This is a genomic window from Lentiprolixibacter sp. (assembly GCF_982873095.1).
Map to the genome: position 1 here is coordinate 1 of NZ_CEYNTP010000014.1, position 22,928 is coordinate 22,928.

A 22,928-nucleotide genomic window follows, 5' to 3' on the forward strand; every position below is an offset into this window, starting at 1 on the left:
CCAGGGACACACGGATTTTCAGTCCGTTGCTCTACCAACTGAGCTAAGGTACCTCCTGCGGGTCTGCACCCGCCGAAGCCTTTTAACCTCTATAGCCTAGGCGAAGTAGGCTGGCGAAGGCGGTCGCAAATATACCTGCAAATTTAGGAACTACAAACGAAATACTAAAAAAAGCGGGTTCTTTTTTAAATTTTTCATCTTTGTAAAATGAACCTTGTGATCGATGCCGGAAATACGGCTGTAAAACTGGCCGTCTTTGACTCTCAAACTCTGGATTTCCTGCGTATTGTGGACTACACCGAAGTGTCCTCAGCTCTGGAATCAGTGTTTGATGAATATCCGGACATTAACAGCGTTTTGCTGTCTTCTGTTGGGCCATGGATCCTCAAAGAAGAGGAGTGGTTGCCCGTTGGTTGTACCCTGTTTCTCCTAGATCAGGAGCTGAAACTCCCCTACAAAATGGCCTATGGCACCCCGGAAACCCTGGGAAAAGACCGGATGGCCCTGGCCGCCGCTGCGGTAAGCCAATACCCAGGCTTCAATGTTCTGGTCATCGATGCAGGTACCTGCCTGACCTACGACCTCATCACCGCAGACGCCGTCTATCTGGGGGGTGCTATTTCCCCGGGAGTAAGGATGCGTTATTCCGCCATGCACGCGGGCACATCCGCACTTCCCAATTTGGAACCCCATGCCCCGGAGGACCTTATTGGAACGTCTACAGCCCACAGTATGCACAGCGGTGTGGTCAATGGGATTTGCTTTGAGATGGAAGGGGCGATAGCGCAATACCAGCTGCGTTTCCCAGATTTAACAGTTATTTTAACAGGGGGAGACGCCCAATTTTTGTCTAAACAACTTAAAAATACCATATTTGCGCATTCTAATTTTCTCCTCCAGGGTTTGAATTTTTTGCTGGAACACAACAAAAGCTAGATGTTTAGAACACTACTGTTAGCCATGGTCTGCCTCTCGGCAACAGGACTTTTTGCCCAGAACGGGACTGTTTCCCCCTATTCCTTCTTTGGTTATGGCGACCTCCGATCCATAGGAACGGTAGAAAACCAGATGATGGGAGGACTGAGCATGTACACAGACAGCATCCACGTCAACCTGAGAAACCCTGCGGCTTACGGCAAACTGCGGCTGACTACGTATACGGCAGCACTTTCCCATAAAGAGCTCCGTTTAAATACCTTTTCCGAACAACAGAATACCAGCGTTACTAACCTGGAATATCTGGCCCTGGGTTTTCCTGTGGGCAGACTCCTCGGCTTCGGTTTCGGTATTATGCCTTTTTCCTCTGTAGGCTATAACCTGTTAGATGAATCCGTTAACGGGAACGGGGCCAATGTGCTTAACGAATACTCTGGCGATGGAGGCCTGGACCAGCTCTTTCTGTCTACCGGGCTACAACTATCAAAGAACCTGCATATCGGGGCTACGATAAATTTTAGTTTTGGCACCCTCAATAACAACCGTATCCAAAGTGTGGAGAATGTTCAATTTGGGACGCTCGACCGCCGGGAATCCCGCGTGAATGGATTTGATTTTAACTACGGGGCCACCTTTACCCCAAAAATCAGCGAAAAGCTTAGCCTGTTTACCTCGGCTACAGTAAATACCCAGGCCAATCTGGTTTCTGAAAACACACAGACTATTGGTTCTTTTTCCAGGACTACGGGCAGGAATATCGAAGTTTTTGAAGTAGACCTGGAAGCCCAGGGGCGTAAAAACACCGAAATCAAGATCCCTACTACCTTTACTTTTGGGCTGGGACTTGGTGAGGACAAGAAATGGTTCCTCGGGGCGGAGTACAGCATGCAGGAACTCAGTACCTTCCGGAACGAATTTATTACCTATGAAAACCTCGCCTATCAGGATGCGAGTACTGTCGCTTTCGGGGGTTTCTTCGTGCCGGATTACAACTCGTTCAGTTCGTATCTGAATCGGATTACCTACCGTGCAGGACTGCGGTATCAAAAGACCGGTCTCATTATCAACGACAAGGAAGTAAACAATTTTGGCATAACATTTGGACTAGGTATGCCACTGGGACGTGATTTTTCTAATCTCAACCTCGGTTTTGAATTAGGCAGAAGGGGCACATCGATGAACAACCTTGTTGAGGAAAGTTATCTGAAAGTCAATCTGGGCCTATCGTTTAACAGCCTTTGGTTCCAGAAAAGGAAAATAAATTGATAAAAATTTAGTACATTACCGCTTTAAATCTAGAATCAAAATGAAAAAGAAACTGATCTTAATGACGATTGCGGTTTTGGGTGTGTCTGGAGTAAGTTTTGGTCAGGCTCAAAATCCTGAATGTATGACAAACCTGTCTATATATTCAGAGCATGTGAAAGTTAAGAATTATGATGCCGCCTATTCGCCATGGAAAATGGTATATGAAACCTGTCCGGACCTTAACCGGGCGAATTTTACCTATGGTGAAAGGATCCTGAAAGACAAGATTAAGAAGTCTTCTGGTGCGGAAAAAGATGGGTACATCCAGGACCTGCTCTCCCTCTACGACAAGAGCCGGCAATACTATCCCGGGAAATTTACAGTAGCTGGGGTGGCAGAGGATAGATCTATTTTGTTGTACGATAATAAGATGGCTTCTGACGAGGAACTTTTTAAAATGCTCGACGATGCTTTCAAGAATGATCGTAAGAACTTTAAGAATCCAAAAGCACTCTACCTTTATTTTTCCAGCCTGGTAGATCTTCATAATGAAGGGAAACAGGAACTGCAGGTGGTATTTGATATTTATGACGATGTGGTAGAGAAGATCGAGGAAGAAAACAAGAAGCTTACTGATCGTATCACACGGTTGTTGCCGAAGGAAGATGCTGGTACGCTGACGTCTAAGGAGAAAAGACAACTGAAGGTGGCTACCACCAACTCTGAATCTTACGGTAAGATTGCTTCCAGTATTGATTCCAAACTTGGTGCACTGGCAGATTGTCAAAACCTCATCCCCTTGTATCAAAAGAGTTTTGATCAGAAAAAAGGAGATATTGTATGGGTAAAGCGTGCTGTGGGCCGTATGTTTAGCAAAGAATGTACAGACGACCCCCTGTTCCGAAAACTGTTTGAGGCCCAGCTGGCTTTAGAGCCTTCGGCTAGTGCCTATGTGTATGGTGGAACACTGAAAGCTGCCGACGGGGATACCCGTGGGGCCATTGCAGATTTTGATAAAGCTGCTGAGTTGGAATCAGACTCTTATAAAAAATCCAACATTCTGTATAAGGCGGCAACTATTGCACGGAGGTTTAGCAAATCTCAGGCGCGCAGCTATTGCCTTAAGGCGATTGAAGCCAACTCATCTAACGGGAAAGCCTATTTGTTGATCGCAAATCTCTATGCGACCAGTGCTAACGACTGCGGGGAAACACCTTTTGAAAAGCGTGCTATCTACTGGAAAGCAGCCGAAATGGCCCGAAAAGCAGCAAGGGTAGATCCTTCTTTAAGTTCCAGAGCGAATAAGGCAGCTGCCAGCTACAGCGCCAAAGCGCCTTCCAAAACGGATATTTTCAACTCCGGTCTGGCCGGACAAATGTTGACTTTCAAATGCTGGGTAGGCGGCAGTGTTCGGGTACCCACTTTGTAACATATGAAACGCATTTGCGGATATAACTTATATTGCATTGCCATGGTTTTCGCTGTGGCAATGTTTTTTTTAGGCTGCCAGGACCAGTACAAGCGCATTGGGGAAGAAGCTGGTGAGAATATTTTCCCCCAGGGGGTAGCTTCTAATTTCACCCTCACCTATACGGAAACCAATCCCATGGATACACAGGATACCGCTTCTTCCAGGATTATCGCTGTACTCAAAAGCCCTCTGAGTGAGGATTATGACAACCTCCGATTTAAGCACCGGACCTTTCCGGAAGGACTGGAGGTGGAGTTTTTTGACGAGGAGAACAATAAAAGTACCATCACTGCAGATTACGGCATCATCTATTCCAATACCAACCTGATCGACCTCAGGGGCAATGTGGTAATTACAACCCATGACGGCAAAAAGCTGGAAGCCCCGCAATTATACTGGGACCGCAGTCTGGAATGGATCTTTACACAGGAAAAATTCCGTTATACCAATCCAGAAGAGGGTACCGTTATGGATGGAGAAGGTATGGATTTCAACCGGGACTTCAGTTCCTTTAATGCCCAAAGGACCTACGGACTAATGACCATAAAAGAAGACCAGTCATGATAAAGATTTTAAAATACACTGAATACCTCTACCTGGCTGTGGCCATCATTTCCATTTACAAGATCGTTGATCTATGGGAGACCGACCGGCAGGGGACCTATATCTTTATATTTTTTGCGATCGTTTCCATTGCCATGTTCGTCTTCAGGAGGAACTACCGCAAAAGGTTTGAACAGCGAAAACGAGACCAGCAATAGCATTGGAGACCCCCCTGATCATTATTGTTATTTCCTTGTTGCTCTCGGCATTTTTTTCCGGGATGGAGATCGCCTTTGTATCGGCAAATAAGATCCATATAGAGATCGAGAAAAAACAGGAGGGCTTCCTGGCCGGGATCCTGTCGCGTATTACTCAGAAACCCTCCAAATTTATCGCCACCATGCTCATTGGCAACAACGCCGCCCTGGTGGTGTATGGTTTTTACATGGGCGATGTGCTGATGCAGTGGTTTCAGGGGATGCTCCCCCTGGAAAATCCCCTTCTCCAGGCCCTGTTAACTGATTTCAGCCTGCTGACCCAAACGGTCATTTCTACATTGATCATTCTGATCACTGCTGAATTTCTGCCAAAAGTGCTCTTCCAGATCTATGCCAACAGCCTCCTTAAGATACTGGCCTTCCCGGCCTACCTGTTTTATTTGCTCTTTTCCCTTTTGTCTGACTTTGTGATTCGCGTATCTGATGTGATCCTGAAAACCTTTTTCAGGACAGACGGGGATGAGGTGCAACTCGCCTTTAGCAAGATCGAGCTGGGCGATTACATAACCGAACAAATGGAAACGGTAGAAGAGGAAGATGAAGTGGATTCAGAAATACAGATCTTTCAGAATGCCCTGGAATTTTCTGCCGTAAAAGCCCGGGAAGTCATGGTTCCCCGAACCGAGATCATGGCGGTAGAAATACACGAAACCCCAAAAAATTTGGCCAAGCTCTTTACGGAAACCGGGTACTCCAAGATCCTGGTCTACAAGGACACCATAGACAATATTATTGGCTACATACACTCCTATGAATTGTTCAAGCGTCCCAAAACCATAAAAAGTATCCTGCTTCCCGTTGAGTTTGTTCCGGAGACCATGCTGATACAGGACATCCTGAACGTGCTTACCAAAAAGCGTAAAAGTATGGCGGTAGTCCTTGACGAATACGGGGGGACTTCCGGTATTATGACCGTGGAAGACATCGTAGAGGAGTTGTTCGGGGAGATCGAAGACGAACACGATTCAACTGACCTCCATGAGGAGCAGTTAGATATCGATACCTATAAATTTTCAGCAAGACATGAGGTGGATTACCTCAACGAGCAGTATAAACTGGACCTGCCGGAGAGTGAGGAATACGAGACTCTGGGAGGGCTTATTGTCAACGTCACCGGAGAAATTCCGGAACAGGACTCCGAGATCAGGATTGAGGGTTATCTGTTTACTATACTGGAGGTTTCCAGTACAAAAATTGACCTGGTGGCCCTGAAGGTCGTAGAGAACGATTAGGAGGCAAATGCCTGATAGATTGGGGCTTTATTCCTTTTATTATTAACCGGAAAATGCTATTTTCGCGCACTGATTTAAACATAAGCGAATGGCAATTTTAGAGAATATACGGAAGCGCACCACAGTACTCATTTTAATCATCGGGATGGCCTTGTTTGCCTTTGTGATCTCGGGGATTTTTACGAGTAACGACCTGGGTGGGGGTAAGATTGGTTCTGCCGTAGGTGAAATCAACGGCGAGCAAATCTCAATTGATAATTTCCGCCAGCGGGTTGAGCGCATTTCCCGCAGGAGCGGGCCCGGGGCCTCTTCGACACAGCTGGTGAACAGCGTTTGGAACCAACTGGAACGCAACACCATCCTGGACCAGCAAATCGCTGATCTAGGGATCTCCATTGAACAGGACCAGATCATCGAAGTGATCAAATCCAGCCCGGGGATCAGCCAGAATCCTCAGTTTGTGGATGAGAACGGGGTGTTTGACGAGGGACTTTTCCGTGATTTCATTGCAGAACTTAAACTCAGTGCGCCCAGCCAGTACCAGGACTGGTTGCAGGATGAGCAATCGATTATAGAAAGCGCCAGACAACAATCCTATTTCAACCTGATCAAGGCTGGAATGACATCCACGTTAAAAGAGGGGGAGCTGGAATACCGTCTCGCCAATGATAAAGTGGATATCCGCTATGTTCGGGTACCGTATTCCAGTATCCCGGATAGTGCTATTGTGGTTACCAAGAGTGAAATCGAGGCCTACATAAAAGAGCACGAAGCGGATTACAAACAGGAAAAAGCCAGGGACATCCGTTTTGTCTATTTCGAGGAAAAACCTTCCGAAGCGGATGTGGAAGCGATAAAAACTGCCGTTACTGGCCTGCTTTCAGATACCGAGGAATACAACGCGGACAGGGACACTACTGTGACTATCGCCGGATTCCGTACGACTACTGATGTCGCGGCTTTTCTGGACCGAAATTCCGATTCCAAATTCGACACCATTTTCAAGGCCAAAAACGCTTTGCCTGGCAGTTTTGCCGATTCCCTTATGGCCCTTGAGGTAGGGGAAGTGTTCGGGCCGTATCGCGATGGGGATACCTTTAAAGTTTCGCGTATGATGGCGCGCAAGCCCAACGGTTCTGTAAAGGCGAGCCATATACTGGTCACCTATGCTGGTGCCCTGAGGGCCAACCCAGAGGTGACGCGTACCAAGGAAGAGGCAGAAAAGCGGGCACAGGAACTGCTGGAAGAAGCAAAACAACCCAACGCCATTTTTTCTCAGCTGGCCCGTGATAACTCAGACGGTCCTTCAGCACCCAGGGGAGGAGACCTGGGATATTTCCAGGAAGGGATAATGACCCCAAAATTTAACGACTTTGCTTTTAGCAACCCGGTAGACTATATCGGCCTGGTGGAAACTGAGTTTGGATACCACATTGTACGTGTGGATGATAAGCAGGATATCGTCCAGCTGGCCGACCTTACGCGGGCGATTGAACCTTCTGAAGAAACCATTAACACCCTCTTTACCGAAGCCACTAAGTTCGAAATGGCAGCAACCACGGGGGATACTCCCTTTGAAGATGTGGCCAGGGAAAGTGGTGTGGTTATCAGGCCAGTGAACAAGATCAAAGCCATGGACGAGAACCTCCCTGGCCTTTCCTCTCAACGGAGCATTGTACAGTGGACCTTTAATGAAGACACTGAAGTGGGCGATATCAAACGCTTCAATATCAATAGTGGCTATGCCGTTGTGCAGCTAACTGCTAAGTACAATGAAGGCCTGATGGCCGTTGAAGATGCCTCAGCAACTGCATTACCCAAGATCAGAAAGGAAAAGAAAGCGGCGAAGATCATAGCAGAGAATAGCGGGAAGTCCCTGGAAGAACTGGCTACGGCCAACAACACCATTATTTCAACCGCTTCAGCACTTACGGTAAGCTCACCAACCATCCCGGGTGCGGGACGTGAAGCTTCTGTTGTGGGCACAGCCTTTGCCATGGAAGAGGGAAATACCTCTCAGTTGATCGAGGGGGAAACTGGTGTTTTCCTGATCGAAGTAACCAAAAAGGAGGCCGCGCCTGAGATGGACAATTACGCCACCTACGCGGCAAACCTGCAATCGACAAATGCCTTACGGGTGAACAATGCGGTATACACCGCCCTGAAGAACAAGGCAGAAATAGAGGATAACCGTTCAGTTTTTTACTAGGATTTCCTCACGCAATAAATTAACCCCGGCAATTGTGCCGGGGTTTTTTATAGGATCATTTTGGAGTAGGGGATAATGGTACCGTACCCCTTCTTCTGAAAATAGGCATGATATGAAGCCGGACCTGTAGCCAGGATAAAATCTCCGCCCCATGCCCCCAGGCTTTTGATACTTCCGGGATAGTCCGGGAATAGGGTGTGCTTGATGGGAAGTTGACCTATCGCATCACTGATAAGCGCTTCATGGCGATCGAGGAGTGCTTCAAACGCCTCCAGATGATCACACTTGGCAATCTCCCTGGTTAGGGTGCTGATCTCTTCAACCAGGCTTGTTCTTTCAGTTGTATGCTCCCTGTAGTGGGCAATAGCCTCGCGACTATCCTGTTTGCGGTTGAGGTAAACGAAAAACAAAGAGGAAACAAAGTCGGGCGCAAATGAAATTTCTTCTACTTTCGGCCTACCGTTCACCAGCTGGTACAGGATGGGATGCTTGTGCTGGGCACAGGCAATATCATATCCACTGCCCCCAAAGGTGTGTTCTAATAATTGGTAGGCATCTGTCCCGCTCCACGTGGCCACATTGTTGATCAGTGTTGAGGAAGTGCCCAAGCCCCATTCCCTTGGAAAATCCATTTCTGTGGTCACAGAAAAACCCCTATTTCCAGACAGGAAATCCGGGTTGAGTTCTTTTGCTTCTTTCAGGACTTGAACCAGGACCTCTTCAGTGGTTTTACCCAGCACCTTTTCTTTCCTGGGGTCATCTAAGCGTGAGAGCGCAATATTGGCCTGGAACCAGGGCTTTCCTCTGTGGTCCCTGCTTGTCCATTGCACTTCGGCTTCGGGAAGTTTTCTAACACTAAGTTCCTGTCCGTATACCGTAGGCAAGGCAAGGCACAACGCCCCATCTAGCACCGCATATTCTCCGGTAAGCAGAAGTTTGCCGTTGCTGTAATACGTAGTCAAGACCTATTGTGCTCTAAGTTTTTGGAAAGCTTCCACCACCTCGTTATGCGTGGCGGTATGCGTTTTAAAATACTCAACCATCTTCACCTTTTCTTCTTCGGTGGCCCCAAGTTGATTGAGGATATTGAGCAAATGCATTTTCATATGCCCTTTTTGTATCCCGGTGGTGACAAGGGAACGCAGGGCGGCAAAATTCTGTGCCAGTCCGGCTACGGCTACTATCTGCATCAATTCTTCTGCTTTGGGCTGGTGAAGGATTTCCAGCGCCAGTTTTACCATCGGGTGGAGGCTGGTAAGCCCACCCACAGTACCCAGGGCAAGGGGCACATCGATCCACAAATGAAACATACCATTCTCCACACGGGCGTGGGTGAGGCTTTGGTATTTGCCCTTGCGGGCCGCATAGGCGTGTATCCCGGCTTCTATGGCCCTGAAATCATTACCTGTGGCCAGGACAACGGCATCAATGCCATTCATTATGCCCTTGTTATGTGTTACGGCCCTGAAAGGTTCAATTTCAGCTATTCGAACGGCCTGGACAATTTTTTCAGCAAAGGCTTCCCCACTGATCCCGGAGTCCTCGTTGAGTTCACTTACAGGACAGGATACTTCGGCACGTACGAGGCAGTTGGGTACGTAATTGGAGAGAATGCTCATCACTACTTCCAGGTTTTTCTCCTCCTCGGTGAAATCCTCATATTCCTGTGCTGCTGCCTTTAATGTTTTTGCAAATTGTTCCAGACAGGAATTGATAAAGTTGGCCCCCATGGCATCCAGGGTTTCAAAGGTACAGTGCAGTTGGTAGTAATGGGCCAATTCCCCGCTTTTGTCCCTGAGCTCGATATCCGTAATACCTCCCCCTCTTTTCTCCATGTTGGCGGTGATGGGTGAGGCACTTTGGATAAGCTCTGGCTTTACACTCTCAAAAAATTTTCCGAGCCTGGCAGGATCTCCATTGTACAGGAAATGTACCTGGCCCACCTTTTCCGTTCCCAGTACCCTGGTGCGGAATCCCCCGCGTTTCAGCCAGTATTTTGCGGATTTACTGGCAGCAGCCACCACTGAACTTTCCTCAATGGCCATCGGCATGGTATATAGCTTTCCGTTGATAAGGAAATTAGGGGCTATACCCATGGGCAGGTAAAAATTAGTGATGGTGTTCTCTATAAATTCGTCATGAAGGCGTTGCAGTTTTTCGTCTTCATTCCAGTATTTTTTGATCAGCGCCACCGTTTTGTCCGGATCCCGGGTGTAGTGCTGTGCCACCCAGCGCATCTTGTCTTCTTTAGACAGTTTGGAGAATCCCTCAACAGGTCCACTCATACCATTACTTTTAGCAGGTGTAAAGATAGTGATTCGGCTGCGAAAGGCCTCTTTTTCAGCAGCCCTCCTGCCCAAATTATGAGGGCAAGATTTTGGATGCAATTCTCTATAATTCGCGAAATTATTAGTAAACTTGAGGGTTGTAATCAATTCCCTACCCATAGATGCAGAAGATACTTTGGTCCGTCCTCCTCTTTATCGGGACCTTGCATTTCACGACCGCACAACAGAAGAAAATAACACTGGATGAGATCTGGAACGGGGCTTTTATCACACAGGGGCTAGATGCCCTGCATCCCCTGCAAGACGGTAAACATTACACTGTCCTGAACCGTGACCGAAATGCCAAAACGGTTGCTGTGGATCTCTATGAATACGAAACCCAGCAAAAAACAGGAACTCTGGTGTCTACTGCAATGCTTCCGGATATCTCCAGTTTCAGTGGCTATACCTTTAGCAAGGATGAAAAAAAGATCTTGCTGGCCACGGAAGTGGATCGCATTTACCGCAGGTCTCGCAAAGGGATTTATTACAGCTATGACCGGGCTTCCGGGAAAGCAATTAAAGTATCGGACAATAAAATTCAGGAGCCCACCTACTCACCGGACGGTTCCAAAATTGCCTACGCCTATGGAAACAACCTGTACGTGTTTAATTTGGAAGACAAGTCTACCCTCCAGCTCACAGAAGACGGGAAATTCAATTCCATAATCAATGGAATAACCGATTGGGTCTATGAGGAGGAATTTTCCTTTGTCAAGGCTTTTTCATGGAATGCTGACGGCTCCAAAATTGCGTTTCTGCGATTTGATGAAACCGAAGTGCCTGAATTTTCAATGGACGTATTCGGTACCTCACTCTACCCACAGCAACAGCGATTCAAATACCCCAAGGCTGGTGAGGACAATGCAGAGGTGAGCCTGCATATGTTTGACCTGGGCTCAGGATCCCTGACGACGATTGACCTGGGGGAGGCGTATTATATCCCAAGGATCAAATGGATGAATAACCCCCGCCACCTGAGTGTACAAACCCTGAACAGGCATCAGAATCACTTGAAACTACTGGCCGTGGATGCCCAGACGGCTGAAGTCTCCCTCCTCATGGAGGAAAAGGATGCTGCCTATGTGGATGTGACCGATGATCTGACGTTCCTGGAGGATGACAGCTTTATTTGGACGAGCGAGAAGGATGGGTATAACCACCTTTACCTTTATAAACCTGACGGGACACTGGCCAGGCAGATCACTTCCGGCCCCTGGGAAGTAACCCGATATTACGGTTATGACAAAGACACCAAACGGATATTTTATCAGTCCACCGAGAACGGCTCCATCAACCGCGGGGTGTACAGTATCCGGAATAACGGCAAGGGCAAACGGGAGTTGGCTACTGACCCCGGCACCAATTCTGCTTCCTTCAGCGCAGACTTTGGGTACTTCATTCATACCTATTCCAGTGCTGAGGTGCCGCCCGTATACACCCTGAGGGAGGGCACTGCCGGTAAAAAGGTGAAGGATATCAAGGACAATAACGGCTTGTTGGCCAAGCTGGGGAGCTATTCTATTTCCCCAAAGGAATTCGGTACGCTGGACATCAATGGAAATGTGTTGAACATGTATATGATCAAACCGGCAGATTTTGACCCGGAAAAACAATATCCCCTCCTCATGTATCAGTACAGCGGCCCGGGATCTCAGCAAGTGGCCAATCGCTGGATGGGGTCCAACGACTATTGGCACCAAATGCTGGCTGCTGAAGGATATGTGATTGCCTGCGTGGATGGCAGGGGAACCGGGCTCAAGGGGCGTGATTTTAAAAAAGTAACCTATTTGAACCTGGTAAAGTACGAGACAGAAGATCAGATTGCAGCTGCCAAAAAGCTGAGTGATTTGCCGTACATCGATCCCGCCCGCACCGGGATCTGGGGATGGAGTTTTGGTGGGCACATGTCTACTAATTGCCTGCTTAAGGGCAATGACACCTTTGAGATGGCTATTGCCGTTGCCCCGGTGACCAGCTGGAGGTTTTATGACACCATCTATACAGAACGATTTTTAAGGACTCCCCAGGAAAACCCTTCGGGTTACGATGACAATTCCCCCTTCAACTATCCTGAACTCCTTAAGGGGAAGTACCTGCTCGTCCACGGCTCAGCAGATGACAATGTGCATGTACAGAACAGCATGCGGATGGCAGAAGCCCTCATCCAGGCGAACAAACCCTTTGAGTGGGCGATCTATCCCGATAAGAACCACGGGATTTACGGGGGAAATACCCGCCTGCACCTGTACAACAAAATGACACAGTTTATCAAAGAAAACCTATAGACCAACTTAACAAGAGACAGACAAACTAACCAACATGAATTATGGCAACGATCACTAAATCACAAATCGATAAAAGACTTTTCGGGCACCCTGTGGGCTTGTATATCCTATTCCTAACCGAGATGTGGGAACGTTTTTCCTACTACGGAATGCGGGCCATCCTCGTCCTTTACCTGGTCGCCGAAACGGCTGCTGACAATCCCGGACTGGGCTGGGCCAATGACAGTGCCATCGCCCTGTATGGCTGGTACACCATGTTCGTGTATGTGGCTTCCATCCCGGGAGGAATAATTGCGGATAAACTACTGGGACAGCGAAAATCGGTTTTTGTTGGTGGATTATTACTGGTAGCCGGGCATAGCGTACTTGCCATAGAAGAGCTTTGGGCATTTTATATGGGTCTGATATTAATTGTGATGGGGGTTGGGATGCTTAAACCCAACATCTCTACCATGGTAGGGGGCTTGTACCCTAAGAACGAACAGAACAAGCGCGATATGGGGTTCTATATCTTCTATATGGGGATCAACCTCGGGGCTGCCGTGGCTGCGCTGGTAGTAGGCTATGTAGGCGAGAATATCGGATGGCATTACGGTTTTGGACTCGCAGGTATCGGAATGGCCCTGGGACAGCTTACCTACTGGTACGGGCAGCGCTACCTGAAACATGTAGGGAACCTTGTAGTGGATACCCGGGAAGATGGTACGAGTAAGGAAAGCAAGAACCTGATAGGTGCCATTTTCAATCATTCCAATTCTATCGCAGGCTTCACCATCAGTGTCCTGGTTGGGATAGCTGTTTGGGTCTTCGGGGGCTCCTGGTCCTACGGCCTGCTGATCATAGGACTGGCCTTTGCAGTAGGTGTGGCCATAGTGGTGTATAACGATGGAAACAAGGTTGAAAAAGACCGGATCCTGGTGACTTACCTGTCCTTTCTTATCATTATCATTTTCTGGGGTGCCTTTGAACAGGCCGGAGGATTGATGAATGTGTACGCTGCTCAGAAAACAGATTTACGACTGGCAAGTTTTAATGTGCCGGCGAGTTGGTTTCAATCCGTAAATGCCCTGTTTATCCTCATTTTTGCGACCATAGTGGGTAGCTTCTGGGTATGGTGGAAAAACCGTAACAAGGAGTCGTCCTCCTTGTTTAAAATGGCCATAGGGGTCATCATTATGGGATGGGGATTCTTCTTCATGTCAGTGGCCAGCCAGGAAGTAGGTTATGACGCTGCCGGTGAGGTCATCCAAAAGTCGGGTATGCAATGGCTCGTCCTGGCTTATTTATTCCATACCCTGGGGGAACTATGTGCTTCTCCAGTAGCCCTGTCCTTTATTACAAAACTGGCTCCGGATCGCTGGATGGCCTTTATGATGGGGGCCTACTTTGCAGCAACAGGTCTCGGAAATAAAGTAGCCGGCCTTTTGGGGGAATCGGCCACAGACTATGGTGAATTTGCCATATTTACCGGGATAGGGGTCTTCTGTACCGTCTTTGGAATACTGGTAATCCTCGTTCTGAAACCTCTGAAACGTCTTACACACGGGGCTGAGGAACTTGAGGGTTCAAAGCACGACGAAACAGAGGGTTTTGAACTAGCAGACGAATGAACCAGGGCTTAACCAGCATATACCAAGAAAACCAAACAGCTGATTATGAATACAGATATTGAAAATCTATTCAAGGACAAGGTATTGGGTCACCCTGCCGGTCTGATGATCTTGTTTTTTACCGAAATGTGGGAGCGCTTCTCCTTTTATGGAATGCGCATCCTGCTGGTCCTGTTCCTTACTGCGCCTCTGATTAGTGACAATCCAGGCTGGGAATGGCCCAGGGAAAATGCCCTGGCCCTCATCGGTACCTATGCTTCCTTGCTGTATTTGACTCCAATAATAGGGGGCCACATTGCGGATAGGTATACCGGGTATAAAGGTGCGGTAATTATCGGGTGTTTTATTATGACCCTGGGGCATGCCTCCATGGCATTGGAAATGACCTGGTCGTTTTACCTGGGACTGGCCTTGCTGGTCATAGGAACAGGCTTCTTCAAACCTAATATGACTGCGGTTATATCTGAGATGTACAAAGGAAAAGAATCTAAAAAAGATGGGGCCTACACTATTTTTTACATGGGGGTCAATGCCGGGGCATTCTTCGGGATGATGCTTTGCGGATACCTTGCAGAGAACTACGGCTGGTCCTGGGGATTTGGCCTTGCGGGGATCTTCATGTTCATGGGCATGATGCAGTTCTGGCTGGCACGCAGCCTTTTTGGCAAGGTAGGTGACAAACCCGAACGAACCCACGAAAAAAAGATGCAACCGGCAGAGGCAGAAAGCGGATCCGGGGAAGGGGAGAAACTCAATCCCTTTACCCTGTTTGATAAAATCCTTATCGTCCTTTCCGTTGTGGGAGGGCTGCTGTACCTCTTTAATGATCCGGTATCCAAAATCAGTAACGCCAACCTCCTGAATTTTGAATTGCTAGGACTGGACGGATCGAATGCCACTGTGCTGATTGCCTTGTTTTTATTTTTGGTCCTTATTATTACCAGGACATTCCGCTATACCACTGTGGTCCGGGACCGGATTATTGCCGTGGCGATCTTTGGGATTTTTACAATATTTTTCTTCTCGGCCTTTGAACAAAGCCTGGGCTCTATGACCCTCTATGCCCGCGATTATACAAACCGGAGCCTGATTGGGTCTGCCTCCATGATCTTCAAGATTGTGGATGCCCTGCTGACTACGGTACCCCTTATGGTGATTACCTGGGTACTGTACCTCCTGTTCAAAAAAACCTATACCAGGATCCCTTTATCCAATATTTTTCTGGCCCTTGCCTTTGTTGGGATTTGGTCCCTCGTAATATGGAGACTGGTAGACAAGTTTTCCCAGGAAGGCAACGAAGTGGAGGCCAGTTGGTTTGCAATCCTGAATTCCTTCTTTATTATCACCCTTGCCCCACTCTTTTCACGTTGGTGGGAAAGCAAGTATAATCCGAGTGCTGCCATGAAATACGGACTGGGCCTCATATTACTGGGCCTGGGATTTGCCATTTTGGCCTTTGGTTCTATCGACATTCCCCAGGGAGCAAAAACAGCCTCAGTTAGCATGGTGTTCCTGATCCTTGCATATCTGCTGCATACTATGGGGGAATTGTGCCTTTCCCCGGTTGGACTGTCTTACCTAAGCAAGTTGGTGCCCGCCCGCATGATAGGTTTTATGTTTGGGATTTGGTACCTCGCTATTGCCATCGGGCAAAAAGCAGCCGGTTCTTTAGGGGGCCTTATTGATAAGGTGAGCGAACAGTATTCACTTACGGTCTTTTTTCTGATTTTTACCCTTGCGCCCATTGGGGCAGGGCTGGTTTCCATACTACTTAACCCTTTATTAAAAAGGTTGATGCACGGTGTACGATAGGACCTAAGGGCTTAAATCTATACTGTAACTACCTGCTTCACCCGTATAGTGAAAGGCAACCTTATTTGCCTTACAACTTTTTTTCCATCGCTCAACGAGGTAGTTCGGATTACTGCCATCTGCAATGATCACGGAAGGTTGGTGATAAGCGATGTAGCGGTCGAGATTGATCCTGGGTGACTCACTTAGCCATACCTGACTTTGGGGTACGGGCGGGAATGGAATTCCGTACGTATCCGGGCGTACTAAAGGAATATCTCCTATCTGGTAGAACCTGTTCAGATCAACATAATCCACTTCCTTTATCCTTGCACCTATCCGAAAATCCTTTACTAACCTACCCATCATTTCAGGTTTTGAGGAATGGAGGGAAAGTCTTGTGCCATGTTGGTGCATCAGCACTGAATTGTTGTACTGATGCATGATCAGGACCCGCGATGTTTGCCGGGTTTGATATGCCGTGTACAGGCCCCATGCCTGGACAAGAAATAGCAGGCATAAAGCATTCCTAAGTCTAATGTAGGAAGGTTTTTTGATTAGGACCATCAGACTGATCAGGAAAGCATAGGCCAAAAGCACATCCATATGATCAAATGACAACCCTTCAAAAAAGAATGCCTCCTGTTCGGACACCCATTGTACAAAGTCGTTCATATAGGAGATCACCTGGTTATAAACCTTTGCTAGCCCTGCTGGCAGCTTTTCCAGTAAGGATAAGGCGGAAATCAGGATCCCCCCTCCCAATATGATCCCGAGGGAAGGAATAATCACCAGGCTGCTGATAAGGAATAAGGCAGGGAATTGATGGAAATAATAAAGGCTTATGGGGAGTACGCCCAATTGTGCAGAGAGGGATACCACAATCAACTGCCATACTTTTCGCAGGAACCAGGATCTGGGTTTCCATAAGGGCTGCAGCGCAGGGTACACCCAGAGGATGGCCATGACGGCAGCATAGCTCATCTGAAACCCCACCTGGAAGATCAGGAGCGGGTCAACCACCACCAGCAGGAAAAACATGGATAAGGCCAGGGTATTATAAGCTTGCGACAAACGGTTGAGGAAAAGGGTATAGGCAAGGAAGGAGAACATCGCTGTAGCCCGGATCACAGACGCACTAAAACCGGTGATCAAGGCATAGATCCAAAGCGCGATTACTGCCATTGCAAGTGACAGGTAACGCCCTTTCGGAAGGTAGGAAAGCGGTTGAAAAAGATAACGTAAAATAAGTAGTATGATTCCAATATGCAGGCCGGAAATAGCCAGTATATGCATGGCCCCTGCACGTTGGTACTGTCTTATCGTTTCCGGGGCAATATCTGCCCGTTGTCCTAACAGCAGGGCCTTGATGATCCCAAACTCCTTATCCCCGAAGTCCGCTTTTTCCAGTTTATTGATCAGCTGCCTTCTAATGCTGCTAGCCCATCCTTTTAGGCTGGAACCTGATCCTTCCAGCGCGAATACATGATCGTGGGCTACCTGTAATTGATGATGGATGTTCTGTTTCCTGAGGAATTCGGAATAATCCCATTGGTAGTTGTTTTTCGCCGAAGGGATCTCCCTTGCACTACCCCAAACCATAAGCTCATCATCAATTTTGAAACGGCTGTTCATGGGTTTGGCGGGTTTACGCAGCAGCAAACGGATCTTTCCCCTAACCGGCCTCCCATCAACCTGCAATACCCGACCCGTATACACCTGATAGTATTTGTTTTCCTTGCCAAGGTCGAGGATCCTGAGCTGCCAAGCCCCTGGGGCATTTATATCATTTTTAGAGTAGTGCCGGGGCAGCTTAGGGTCAAGCGCCAGGGTGCACAATACCATTCCCGTTAGCAGTGTACTCAGGACAGCACCTAGCGCAAAGGCTTTGGGAAGATAAGATTTCCTCAAGGCTGTCCATCCAAGGAAGCAGAGGGATAAAAGCGCCAAGCTGCAGACCGGTTTAGGGGGAATGTCAAGGAGATATCCAAGGAGTATCCCTGATACCAAAAACAGGGTAAGTTTTACTGCAATAAATTCAAATGGTTTCATCCTAAAGGATGCGGGTGGCTTTTACAAAAGCATAATTCCAAAACCCTTCCCGCAGGGAGGATACGATAACCCCCCTCGAGGTGGTAGCATGTATAAACCTGATGTCATTGTCACTAACTGAGACCACCAGACCCACGTGGTTGATCCGCTTTCCGCTGGCTTTCGTCTTAAAGAACAAAAGGTCTCCTTTTGTGACTTCCTCTACCCTGATGCGTTTCCCTTCATCGGCCAGTTGGTGGGAGGTACGGGGTATCTCAACCTGGTGCCTGGAAAACGACACATACAGCAGTCCGGAGCAATCCATACCCTTCATGGAGGTTCCCCCGTATTTGTACTTTACTCCGGAATAGGACAGGGCAGTGTTGATGATTTTATCAGCTTTATCCAGGGTAGGGGCAGAAGTAGAATGGGTCAGTGAGTCCTTGTTTTCAGGTGTTGAGGCAGAGGGGGTTTCAGCGGCAACGACGGTAACCTTACGTTTTTTCCCATAGGTGGTTCGCTTCTTGACGGCACCACAGCCCACAATGAAAAACGCAAGTAAAACTACAGAAATCCTCCAACCCATATCAGGAACAATTACCAACTGTTCCCCTCAAAATTACATTTTTTCCAGAATTAACCTTGCAGTCTTGCGGCTGGCCCCCGGACCCCCCAGCATTTTTTTTAGCTCCTGATAGGCTTTTAGCTGCATGTCCCGGGCGGGGCCATTGAGGATGGTTTTCAATTCGGAGGTAAGGCTTTGGTGGTTGAGCTGGGATTGTATCAGCTCAGTGACTACGTCCCGTTCCATGATCAGGTTCACCAGGGAAATATAGTCCAATGTTATGATCCGCCTGGCGATCTGGTAAGACAGCCAGCTACCTTTATAACAGACTACCTGCGGCACTTCGAATAATGCCGTTTCCAGCGTGGCCGTACCACTGGTAACCAGAGCTGCGTGGGCGTTGCCCAGTAGATCATAGGTCTTGTTTGATAGGAGGATTGCTGAACTGCCCTTTAAGAGGGCCTGATAGAAGGCGGTATCAAGACTGGGTGCCCCGGCAACTACAAATTGGTAGTCAGGAAAATCGGCAGCCGTCTTAAGCATTATGGAGAGCATTTTGGTCACTTCCTGCTTCCTGCTGCCCGGCAACAGGGCAATAATGGGTTTGTTCGGATGCAATCCGTTTTCCGTTCGGAAAGCATCAGGGTCAGACGGGGGGAAGTCCGCGATCGCGTCGAGCAGGGGATGCCCTACAAAGTCGACATCCATACCGTGTTGTGCATAAAATTCTGTTTCGAAGGGCAGGATAACATACATGGCATCAATATCCCTCTTGATCTTGGCTACTCTCCCGGCCCGAGAGGCCCAGACTTGCGGAGAGATGTAGTAGTTCGTGGTATATCCTTTCTGTTTTGCCCATTTGGCAATCCTAAGGTTAAAGCCCGAAAAGTCGATAAAGATGATCACATCGGGAGAGAAAGTGGCAATGTCCTTTTTGCAGAACCCAATGTTTCTGAAGATCGATCGCAGGTTAAGCAGCACTTCCGCAAATCCCATAAAGGCCATGTCGCGGTAGTGCTTAACAAGCACCCCACCGGCCTTTTCCATGAGGCCACCACCCCAACAGCGGATTTCCGCCCCATCGTCCTCTTTTCTGAGGGCTTTGATGAGGTTGGAGCCGTGTAAATCGCCCGAAGCTTCCCCTGCAATGATATAGTACTTCATCTCAGAACAACTTGTAATACAGGATGATCAGGGCTGTAAGTACGGTCGCCAGCAGTACTCCCCTTGCCCGCTGGTCCCTCCTGATTTTCAGAAACCCGAAGAAAGCAATTAGATTAAGGATGGCCCCAAGGGCGAGCAAACTGCCCACATACCCTTGTTGCGCCGCGGCTTCAAAGGTTTCCTCAATCCCCATATCCGAGAATAGCAGGATGTACAACAAAGTCCCGATGGTGTTGGCGATAAGCCCCACGATAAATCCGATAAGTATTTCTTTTTTATTATTCATTAAGTGTCCAGTTATTTACGTCCTGAATAGCGTGGTGAGCAGTTAGGTCAAATTGAGTGGGGACCACGGATACATAGCCGTTTGCCAGCGCCCACTCATCTGTGTCCTGTCCCTTGTCCAGCAAGACAAACTCCCCGGTGAGCCAGTAGTAATCTTTTCCCATGGGATTCGTCCGCTTGTCAAATTTTTCTTTCCAATTGGCCCTCGCCTGTCGGCATACCTTGATCCCGGCAGGAACTTGACCATTGGTTTTTGGAATATTCACATTTAGGACCACTCCCTTGGGGATACCGTTGACCAGGGCCTCCCTTACAATCCTTTTTATACTTGCCTCAGCTGTTGTAAAATCGGCATTCCAGGAATAATCACATAGCGAGAAACCGATGGCTGGGATACCTTCTATACCCGCTTCTATTGCAGCACTCATAGTGCCGGAATAAATTACGTTGATTGAGGAATTGGAGCCGTGGTTAATCCCACTCACACACAGGTCGGGTTTTCTCGGAAGGAGCTCCTGAAGGGCCAGTTTAACACAGTCTGCAGGTGTACCGCTACAGCTGTATTCAAGGGGGGCATCCTCGCCCTCTTCAAAAATGACCTGTTTGGAATACAAAGTATTGTCCAGGGTAATGGCATGTCCCATGCCTGATTGCGGACTATCCGGTGCAACTACCACAACCTCCCCTATTTCCTTCATGTAAGCTACCAGTGCGCGAAGGCCCGGAGCCGTTATTCCATCGTCATTTGTAACCAGAATAAGGGGTTTTTGCATTCCGTATACTTTATGAAGCAAAAATACGTTTTAATACGGTATTGCCTGCAAAGGGATATAGGCTTTCCCTATGGTTTATCGGCACAAATCAGGGAAATCGCCCTGTCTGGAAGTGCGTGAATACCGTTGGGAACAGAATCCGTAACTGGCAGTACCTTGGGGCTTTAACATAAAATTAATGCCGGGAGCGGTCTCACTGGCATGGTTTTTTCAGTATATTAGAGACTTGAAAAATTATGGTATCTGTATTATTCGTGCTGCCACGGATGTATGAAGGAGATACAGAATAATAAGCCTAAAGAAAATTACATGAAAAGGAATTTTATCCTCGGATTTTTAATAATCCTGATTGCAGGTGCCTCCTGCAGTTTTACCAATAAAGCATTTGAGACTGATGACAAGGACAAGCTCCTGCTTGACCTGATTACCTATGTCTTGGAAAGGGGACATTACGAGCCCAAAGATATTGACGATGATTTTTCTGTTAATGTTTTTGAGGATTTCATAGACATTATTGATCCCACCAAGCGGTATTTTCTTGAAGATGACATCCTGGAATTTGAGCGTTATAAATTCCAGCTGGATGATCAGATCAAAAATACAGACATCAGTTTCTTCAATTTGGTGCATGACCGACTGGTGGAGCGTATGGCGGAAGCCGAGGACATCTACAAGGAAGTATTGGAAGCTCCTTTCGATTATGGTGTCGAGGAGTCGATTAATGTGGACTACGAAAACGAAGGTTTTGTATCCAACAGAAAAGCGCTTAAAGAGCGATGGAGAAAACAGCTGAAGTTGTCTACCATAGCCACCTATGACACTAAGATCAAGAACGAAACCAAAAAGGCAGAAACCGAACCAGGTTACAAAATGCCTTCACTGAAGGAGATTGAGGAAAGTGCGCGCCTGGCGACCCGCACAACGCTTGACGAATTCTTTGATTTTATCAACGATTTAGAAAGAAAAGACTGGTTTGTTCAGTATTTGAATACCATTGTGGATGAGTTTGATCCACACACCTACTATTTTGCCCCGGATGACAAGGATAAGTTTGACATCAGCATGTCAGGTAAATTCGAAGGGATTGGGGCCAGGTTGCAGAAAAAGCCGGATGGTGCCAAGATTGTGGAGATTATCTCTGGTGGACCTGTTTGGCGTGACCAGAAATTGGAAGTGGGGGACGAGATCCTCAAGGTAGGCCAGGATGGCGAAGCTCCCGTAGATATTGTGGGTATGCGACTGGACGATGCGATAAAATTGATCAAGGGCCCAAAAGGTACGGTAGTAGACCTAACAGTGAGGAAAGTTGACGGAACCATAGAAGTGGTATCCATTACACGTGATGTGGTGGAACTGGAAGAGTCTTATGCCAAGTCGGCTACCGTGATCAAAGGCAACCAGAAATTCGGAATCATTCACCTTCCCAAGTTTTATGTAGATTTCAATGATTACTCCGAGCGCAATGCAGCTACGGATGTGGCCAAGGAAGTAAAACGCCTCAAACAGGAAGGTGTTCAGGGATTGGTACTCGACCTCAGGGACAATGGAGGAGGATCTCTGAAAACGGTTGTTGAGATGGCTGGTCTCTTTATCAAGGACGGCCCAATCGTACAGGTAAGGTCTTCCGGGCGAGATAAGGATGTGTATGAGGACAAGGATGAGCGTATCCAATGGAACGGACCGCTGGTTATCCTGGTCAACGAGCTTTCGGCCTCTGCCTCTGAAATCCTTGCCGCTGCTATGCAGGATTACAAACGTGCCATTGTTATAGGCAGCAAACAGACCTTTGGAAAGGGAACTGTCCAGAATGTAATCCCTCTTGAGAATATCGTACGCAGCAATGAGCACGGAGATTTGGGAGCTCTGAAACTCACCACGCAGAAGTTCTACCGGATTAACGGTGGGTCTACCCAACTCGAAGGGGTGAAAAGTGATGTGGTGGTACCGGACCGGTATAGCTATATCGATCTTGGGGAACGCGACCAGTCGAACCCTTTAAAATGGGATAAGATCTCCCCGGCAAGCTATCAGCCTTGGGAGGGGTATATCGACTATGAAGCTACCATCGCCAACAGTAAGAAGAGGATGAGTGAGAATCCGCAGATCAAGCTCATTGAAGAAAATGCACAATGGCTGAAAAAGCAGCAGGAGCAAACGATTATTTCCCTGAACTACGA

At 47.8% G+C, this 22,928-nt stretch carries 18 protein-coding genes; 11 read left to right on the forward strand and 7 right to left on the reverse strand.

All coding sequences use genetic code 11. From position 1 onward, the window contains the following. The first annotated feature begins 207 nt into the window (after positions 1–207). From AC4E7D_RS01960 to AC4E7D_RS01990, 7 genes are all read left to right on the forward strand, one after another. Positions 208–936 (forward strand): type III pantothenate kinase, encoded by a 729-nt coding sequence (locus tag AC4E7D_RS01960; RefSeq protein WP_490172124.1) that lies wholly within the window; start codon positions 208–210, stop codon positions 934–936. After that, the gene (bamG, locus tag AC4E7D_RS01965; RefSeq protein ID WP_490172125.1) at positions 937–2,202 is read left to right on the forward strand and encodes a BamG family beta-barrel-assembly machinery protein; all 1,266 of its coding nucleotides are present in this window, start codon (positions 937–939) and stop codon (positions 2,200–2,202) included. It abuts the gene before it with no gap. A 40-nt stretch (positions 2,203–2,242) separates the two neighbouring features. Beyond that, a complete protein-coding gene (locus AC4E7D_RS01970; protein WP_490172126.1) occupies positions 2,243–3,613 on the forward strand; it encodes a hypothetical protein in 1,371 nt (456 codons plus the stop codon). 3 nt (positions 3,614–3,616) lie between these two features. After that, positions 3,617–4,219: an LPS export ABC transporter periplasmic protein LptC gene (gene lptC / locus AC4E7D_RS01975; RefSeq protein ID WP_490172127.1), complete on the forward strand. Its 603-nt coding sequence runs from the start codon at positions 3,617–3,619 to the stop codon at positions 4,217–4,219. Next, entirely contained in the window at positions 4,216–4,416 is a 201-nt protein-coding gene (locus tag AC4E7D_RS01980; RefSeq protein ID WP_490172128.1) for a hypothetical protein, read from the forward strand. The genes lptC and AC4E7D_RS01980 overlap by 4 nt, the downstream gene beginning before the upstream one ends. 62 nt (positions 4,417–4,478) lie before the next feature. After that, complete coding sequence (locus tag AC4E7D_RS01985; RefSeq protein WP_490172141.1) at positions 4,479–5,708, forward strand: hemolysin family protein; 1,230 nt, start codon at positions 4,479–4,481, stop codon at positions 5,706–5,708. Positions 5,709–5,796: 88 nt separating this feature from the next. Beyond that, positions 5,797–7,917 (forward strand): peptidylprolyl isomerase, encoded by a 2,121-nt coding sequence (locus tag AC4E7D_RS01990; protein WP_490172129.1) that lies wholly within the window; start codon positions 5,797–5,799, stop codon positions 7,915–7,917. A gap of 47 nt (positions 7,918–7,964) precedes the next feature. Here the strand turns inward: AC4E7D_RS01990 and AC4E7D_RS01995 are convergent, their stop codons facing one another. Then, positions 7,965–8,879 (reverse strand): GYDIA family GHMP kinase, encoded by a 915-nt coding sequence (locus AC4E7D_RS01995; protein WP_490172130.1) that lies wholly within the window; start codon positions 8,877–8,879, stop codon positions 7,965–7,967. Positions 8,880–8,882: 3 nt separating this feature from the next. Further along, the gene (locus tag AC4E7D_RS02000) at positions 8,883–10,202 is read right to left on the reverse strand and encodes a hydroxymethylglutaryl-CoA reductase, degradative (RefSeq protein WP_490172131.1); all 1,320 of its coding nucleotides are present in this window, start codon (positions 10,200–10,202) and stop codon (positions 8,883–8,885) included. Between the two features lie 164 nt (positions 10,203–10,366). On the opposite strand from AC4E7D_RS02000, the gene AC4E7D_RS02005 reads away from it, so the two are divergent. Genes AC4E7D_RS02005 through AC4E7D_RS02015 form a run of 3 tightly spaced genes read left to right on the forward strand, consistent with a single transcriptional unit; the run spans position 10,367 to position 15,954 of the window. Beyond that, positions 10,367–12,532, forward strand: coding sequence for a S9 family peptidase (locus AC4E7D_RS02005; RefSeq protein WP_490172132.1), 2,166 nt, complete (start codon positions 10,367–10,369; stop codon positions 12,530–12,532). Positions 12,533–12,573: 41 nt separating this feature from the next. Beyond that, the gene (locus tag AC4E7D_RS02010; protein WP_490172133.1) at positions 12,574–14,142 is read left to right on the forward strand and encodes a peptide MFS transporter; all 1,569 of its coding nucleotides are present in this window, start codon (positions 12,574–12,576) and stop codon (positions 14,140–14,142) included. A gap of 45 nt (positions 14,143–14,187) precedes the next feature. Beyond that, positions 14,188–15,954 carry a peptide MFS transporter gene (locus AC4E7D_RS02015; RefSeq protein WP_490172134.1) on the forward strand — a complete coding sequence of 589 codons (1,767 nt, stop codon included), beginning with the start codon at positions 14,188–14,190 and terminating at the stop codon, positions 15,952–15,954. Between the two features lie 3 nt (positions 15,955–15,957). Here the strand turns inward: AC4E7D_RS02015 and AC4E7D_RS02020 are convergent, their stop codons facing one another. The 5 genes from AC4E7D_RS02020 to surE are packed head-to-tail and all read right to left on the reverse strand — an operon-like array spanning position 15,958 to position 20,751. Next, positions 15,958–17,985, reverse strand: coding sequence for a ComEC/Rec2 family competence protein (locus AC4E7D_RS02020; RefSeq protein ID WP_490172135.1), 2,028 nt, complete (start codon positions 17,983–17,985; stop codon positions 15,958–15,960). A gap of 1 nt (position 17,986) precedes the next feature. Further along, positions 17,987–18,550: a C40 family peptidase gene (locus AC4E7D_RS02025; protein WP_490172136.1), complete on the reverse strand. Its 564-nt coding sequence runs from the start codon at positions 18,548–18,550 to the stop codon at positions 17,987–17,989. A 33-nt stretch (positions 18,551–18,583) separates the two neighbouring features. Beyond that, the gene (lpxB, locus tag AC4E7D_RS02030) at positions 18,584–19,693 is read right to left on the reverse strand and encodes a lipid-A-disaccharide synthase (protein WP_490172137.1); all 1,110 of its coding nucleotides are present in this window, start codon (positions 19,691–19,693) and stop codon (positions 18,584–18,586) included. Between the two features lies 1 nt (position 19,694). Continuing rightward, a complete protein-coding gene (locus tag AC4E7D_RS02035; RefSeq protein WP_490172138.1) occupies positions 19,695–19,979 on the reverse strand; it encodes a hypothetical protein in 285 nt (94 codons plus the stop codon). Continuing rightward, positions 19,972–20,751, reverse strand: coding sequence for a 5'/3'-nucleotidase SurE (gene surE, locus AC4E7D_RS02040; RefSeq protein WP_490172139.1), 780 nt, complete (start codon positions 20,749–20,751; stop codon positions 19,972–19,974). Before surE ends, AC4E7D_RS02035 begins: the two co-directional genes overlap by 8 nt. 309 nt (positions 20,752–21,060) lie before the next feature. Between surE and AC4E7D_RS02045 the strand changes: the two genes are divergently transcribed. After that, a partial coding sequence (locus tag AC4E7D_RS02045) for a carboxy terminal-processing peptidase (protein ID WP_490172140.1) occupies positions 21,061–22,928 on the forward strand: 1,868 nt, incomplete at its 3' end.

Bases quoted from the DNA above. Each gene is read 5' to 3' on its own strand.
- AC4E7D_RS01960 (WP_490172124.1), top strand. From the start codon at position 208: ATGAACCTTGTGATCGATGCCGGAAATACGGCTGTAAAACTGGCCGTC.
- bamG (WP_490172125.1), top strand. From the start codon at position 937: ATGTTTAGAACACTACTGTTAGCCATGGTCTGCCTCTCGGCAACAGGA.
- AC4E7D_RS01970 (WP_490172126.1), top strand. From the start codon at position 2,243: ATGAAAAAGAAACTGATCTTAATGACGATTGCGGTTTTGGGTGTGTCT.
- lptC (WP_490172127.1), top strand. From the start codon at position 3,617: ATGAAACGCATTTGCGGATATAACTTATATTGCATTGCCATGGTTTTC.
- AC4E7D_RS01980 (WP_490172128.1), top strand. From the start codon at position 4,216: ATGATAAAGATTTTAAAATACACTGAATACCTCTACCTGGCTGTGGCC.
- AC4E7D_RS01985 (WP_490172141.1), top strand. From the start codon at position 4,479: ATGGAGATCGCCTTTGTATCGGCAAATAAGATCCATATAGAGATCGAG.
- AC4E7D_RS01990 (WP_490172129.1), top strand. From the start codon at position 5,797: ATGGCAATTTTAGAGAATATACGGAAGCGCACCACAGTACTCATTTTA.
- AC4E7D_RS02000 (WP_490172131.1), bottom strand. From the start codon at position 10,202: ATGAGTGGACCTGTTGAGGGATTCTCCAAACTGTCTAAAGAAGACAAG.
- AC4E7D_RS02005 (WP_490172132.1), top strand. From the start codon at position 10,367: ATGCAGAAGATACTTTGGTCCGTCCTCCTCTTTATCGGGACCTTGCAT.
- AC4E7D_RS02010 (WP_490172133.1), top strand. From the start codon at position 12,574: ATGGCAACGATCACTAAATCACAAATCGATAAAAGACTTTTCGGGCAC.
- AC4E7D_RS02015 (WP_490172134.1), top strand. From the start codon at position 14,188: ATGAATACAGATATTGAAAATCTATTCAAGGACAAGGTATTGGGTCAC.
- AC4E7D_RS02020 (WP_490172135.1), bottom strand. From the start codon at position 17,985: ATGAAACCATTTGAATTTATTGCAGTAAAACTTACCCTGTTTTTGGTA.
- AC4E7D_RS02025 (WP_490172136.1), bottom strand. From the start codon at position 18,550: ATGGGTTGGAGGATTTCTGTAGTTTTACTTGCGTTTTTCATTGTGGGC.
- lpxB (WP_490172137.1), bottom strand. From the start codon at position 19,693: ATGAAGTACTATATCATTGCAGGGGAAGCTTCGGGCGATTTACACGGC.
- AC4E7D_RS02035 (WP_490172138.1), bottom strand. From the start codon at position 19,979: ATGAATAATAAAAAAGAAATACTTATCGGATTTATCGTGGGGCTTATC.
- surE (WP_490172139.1), bottom strand. From the start codon at position 20,751: ATGCAAAAACCCCTTATTCTGGTTACAAATGACGATGGAATAACGGCT.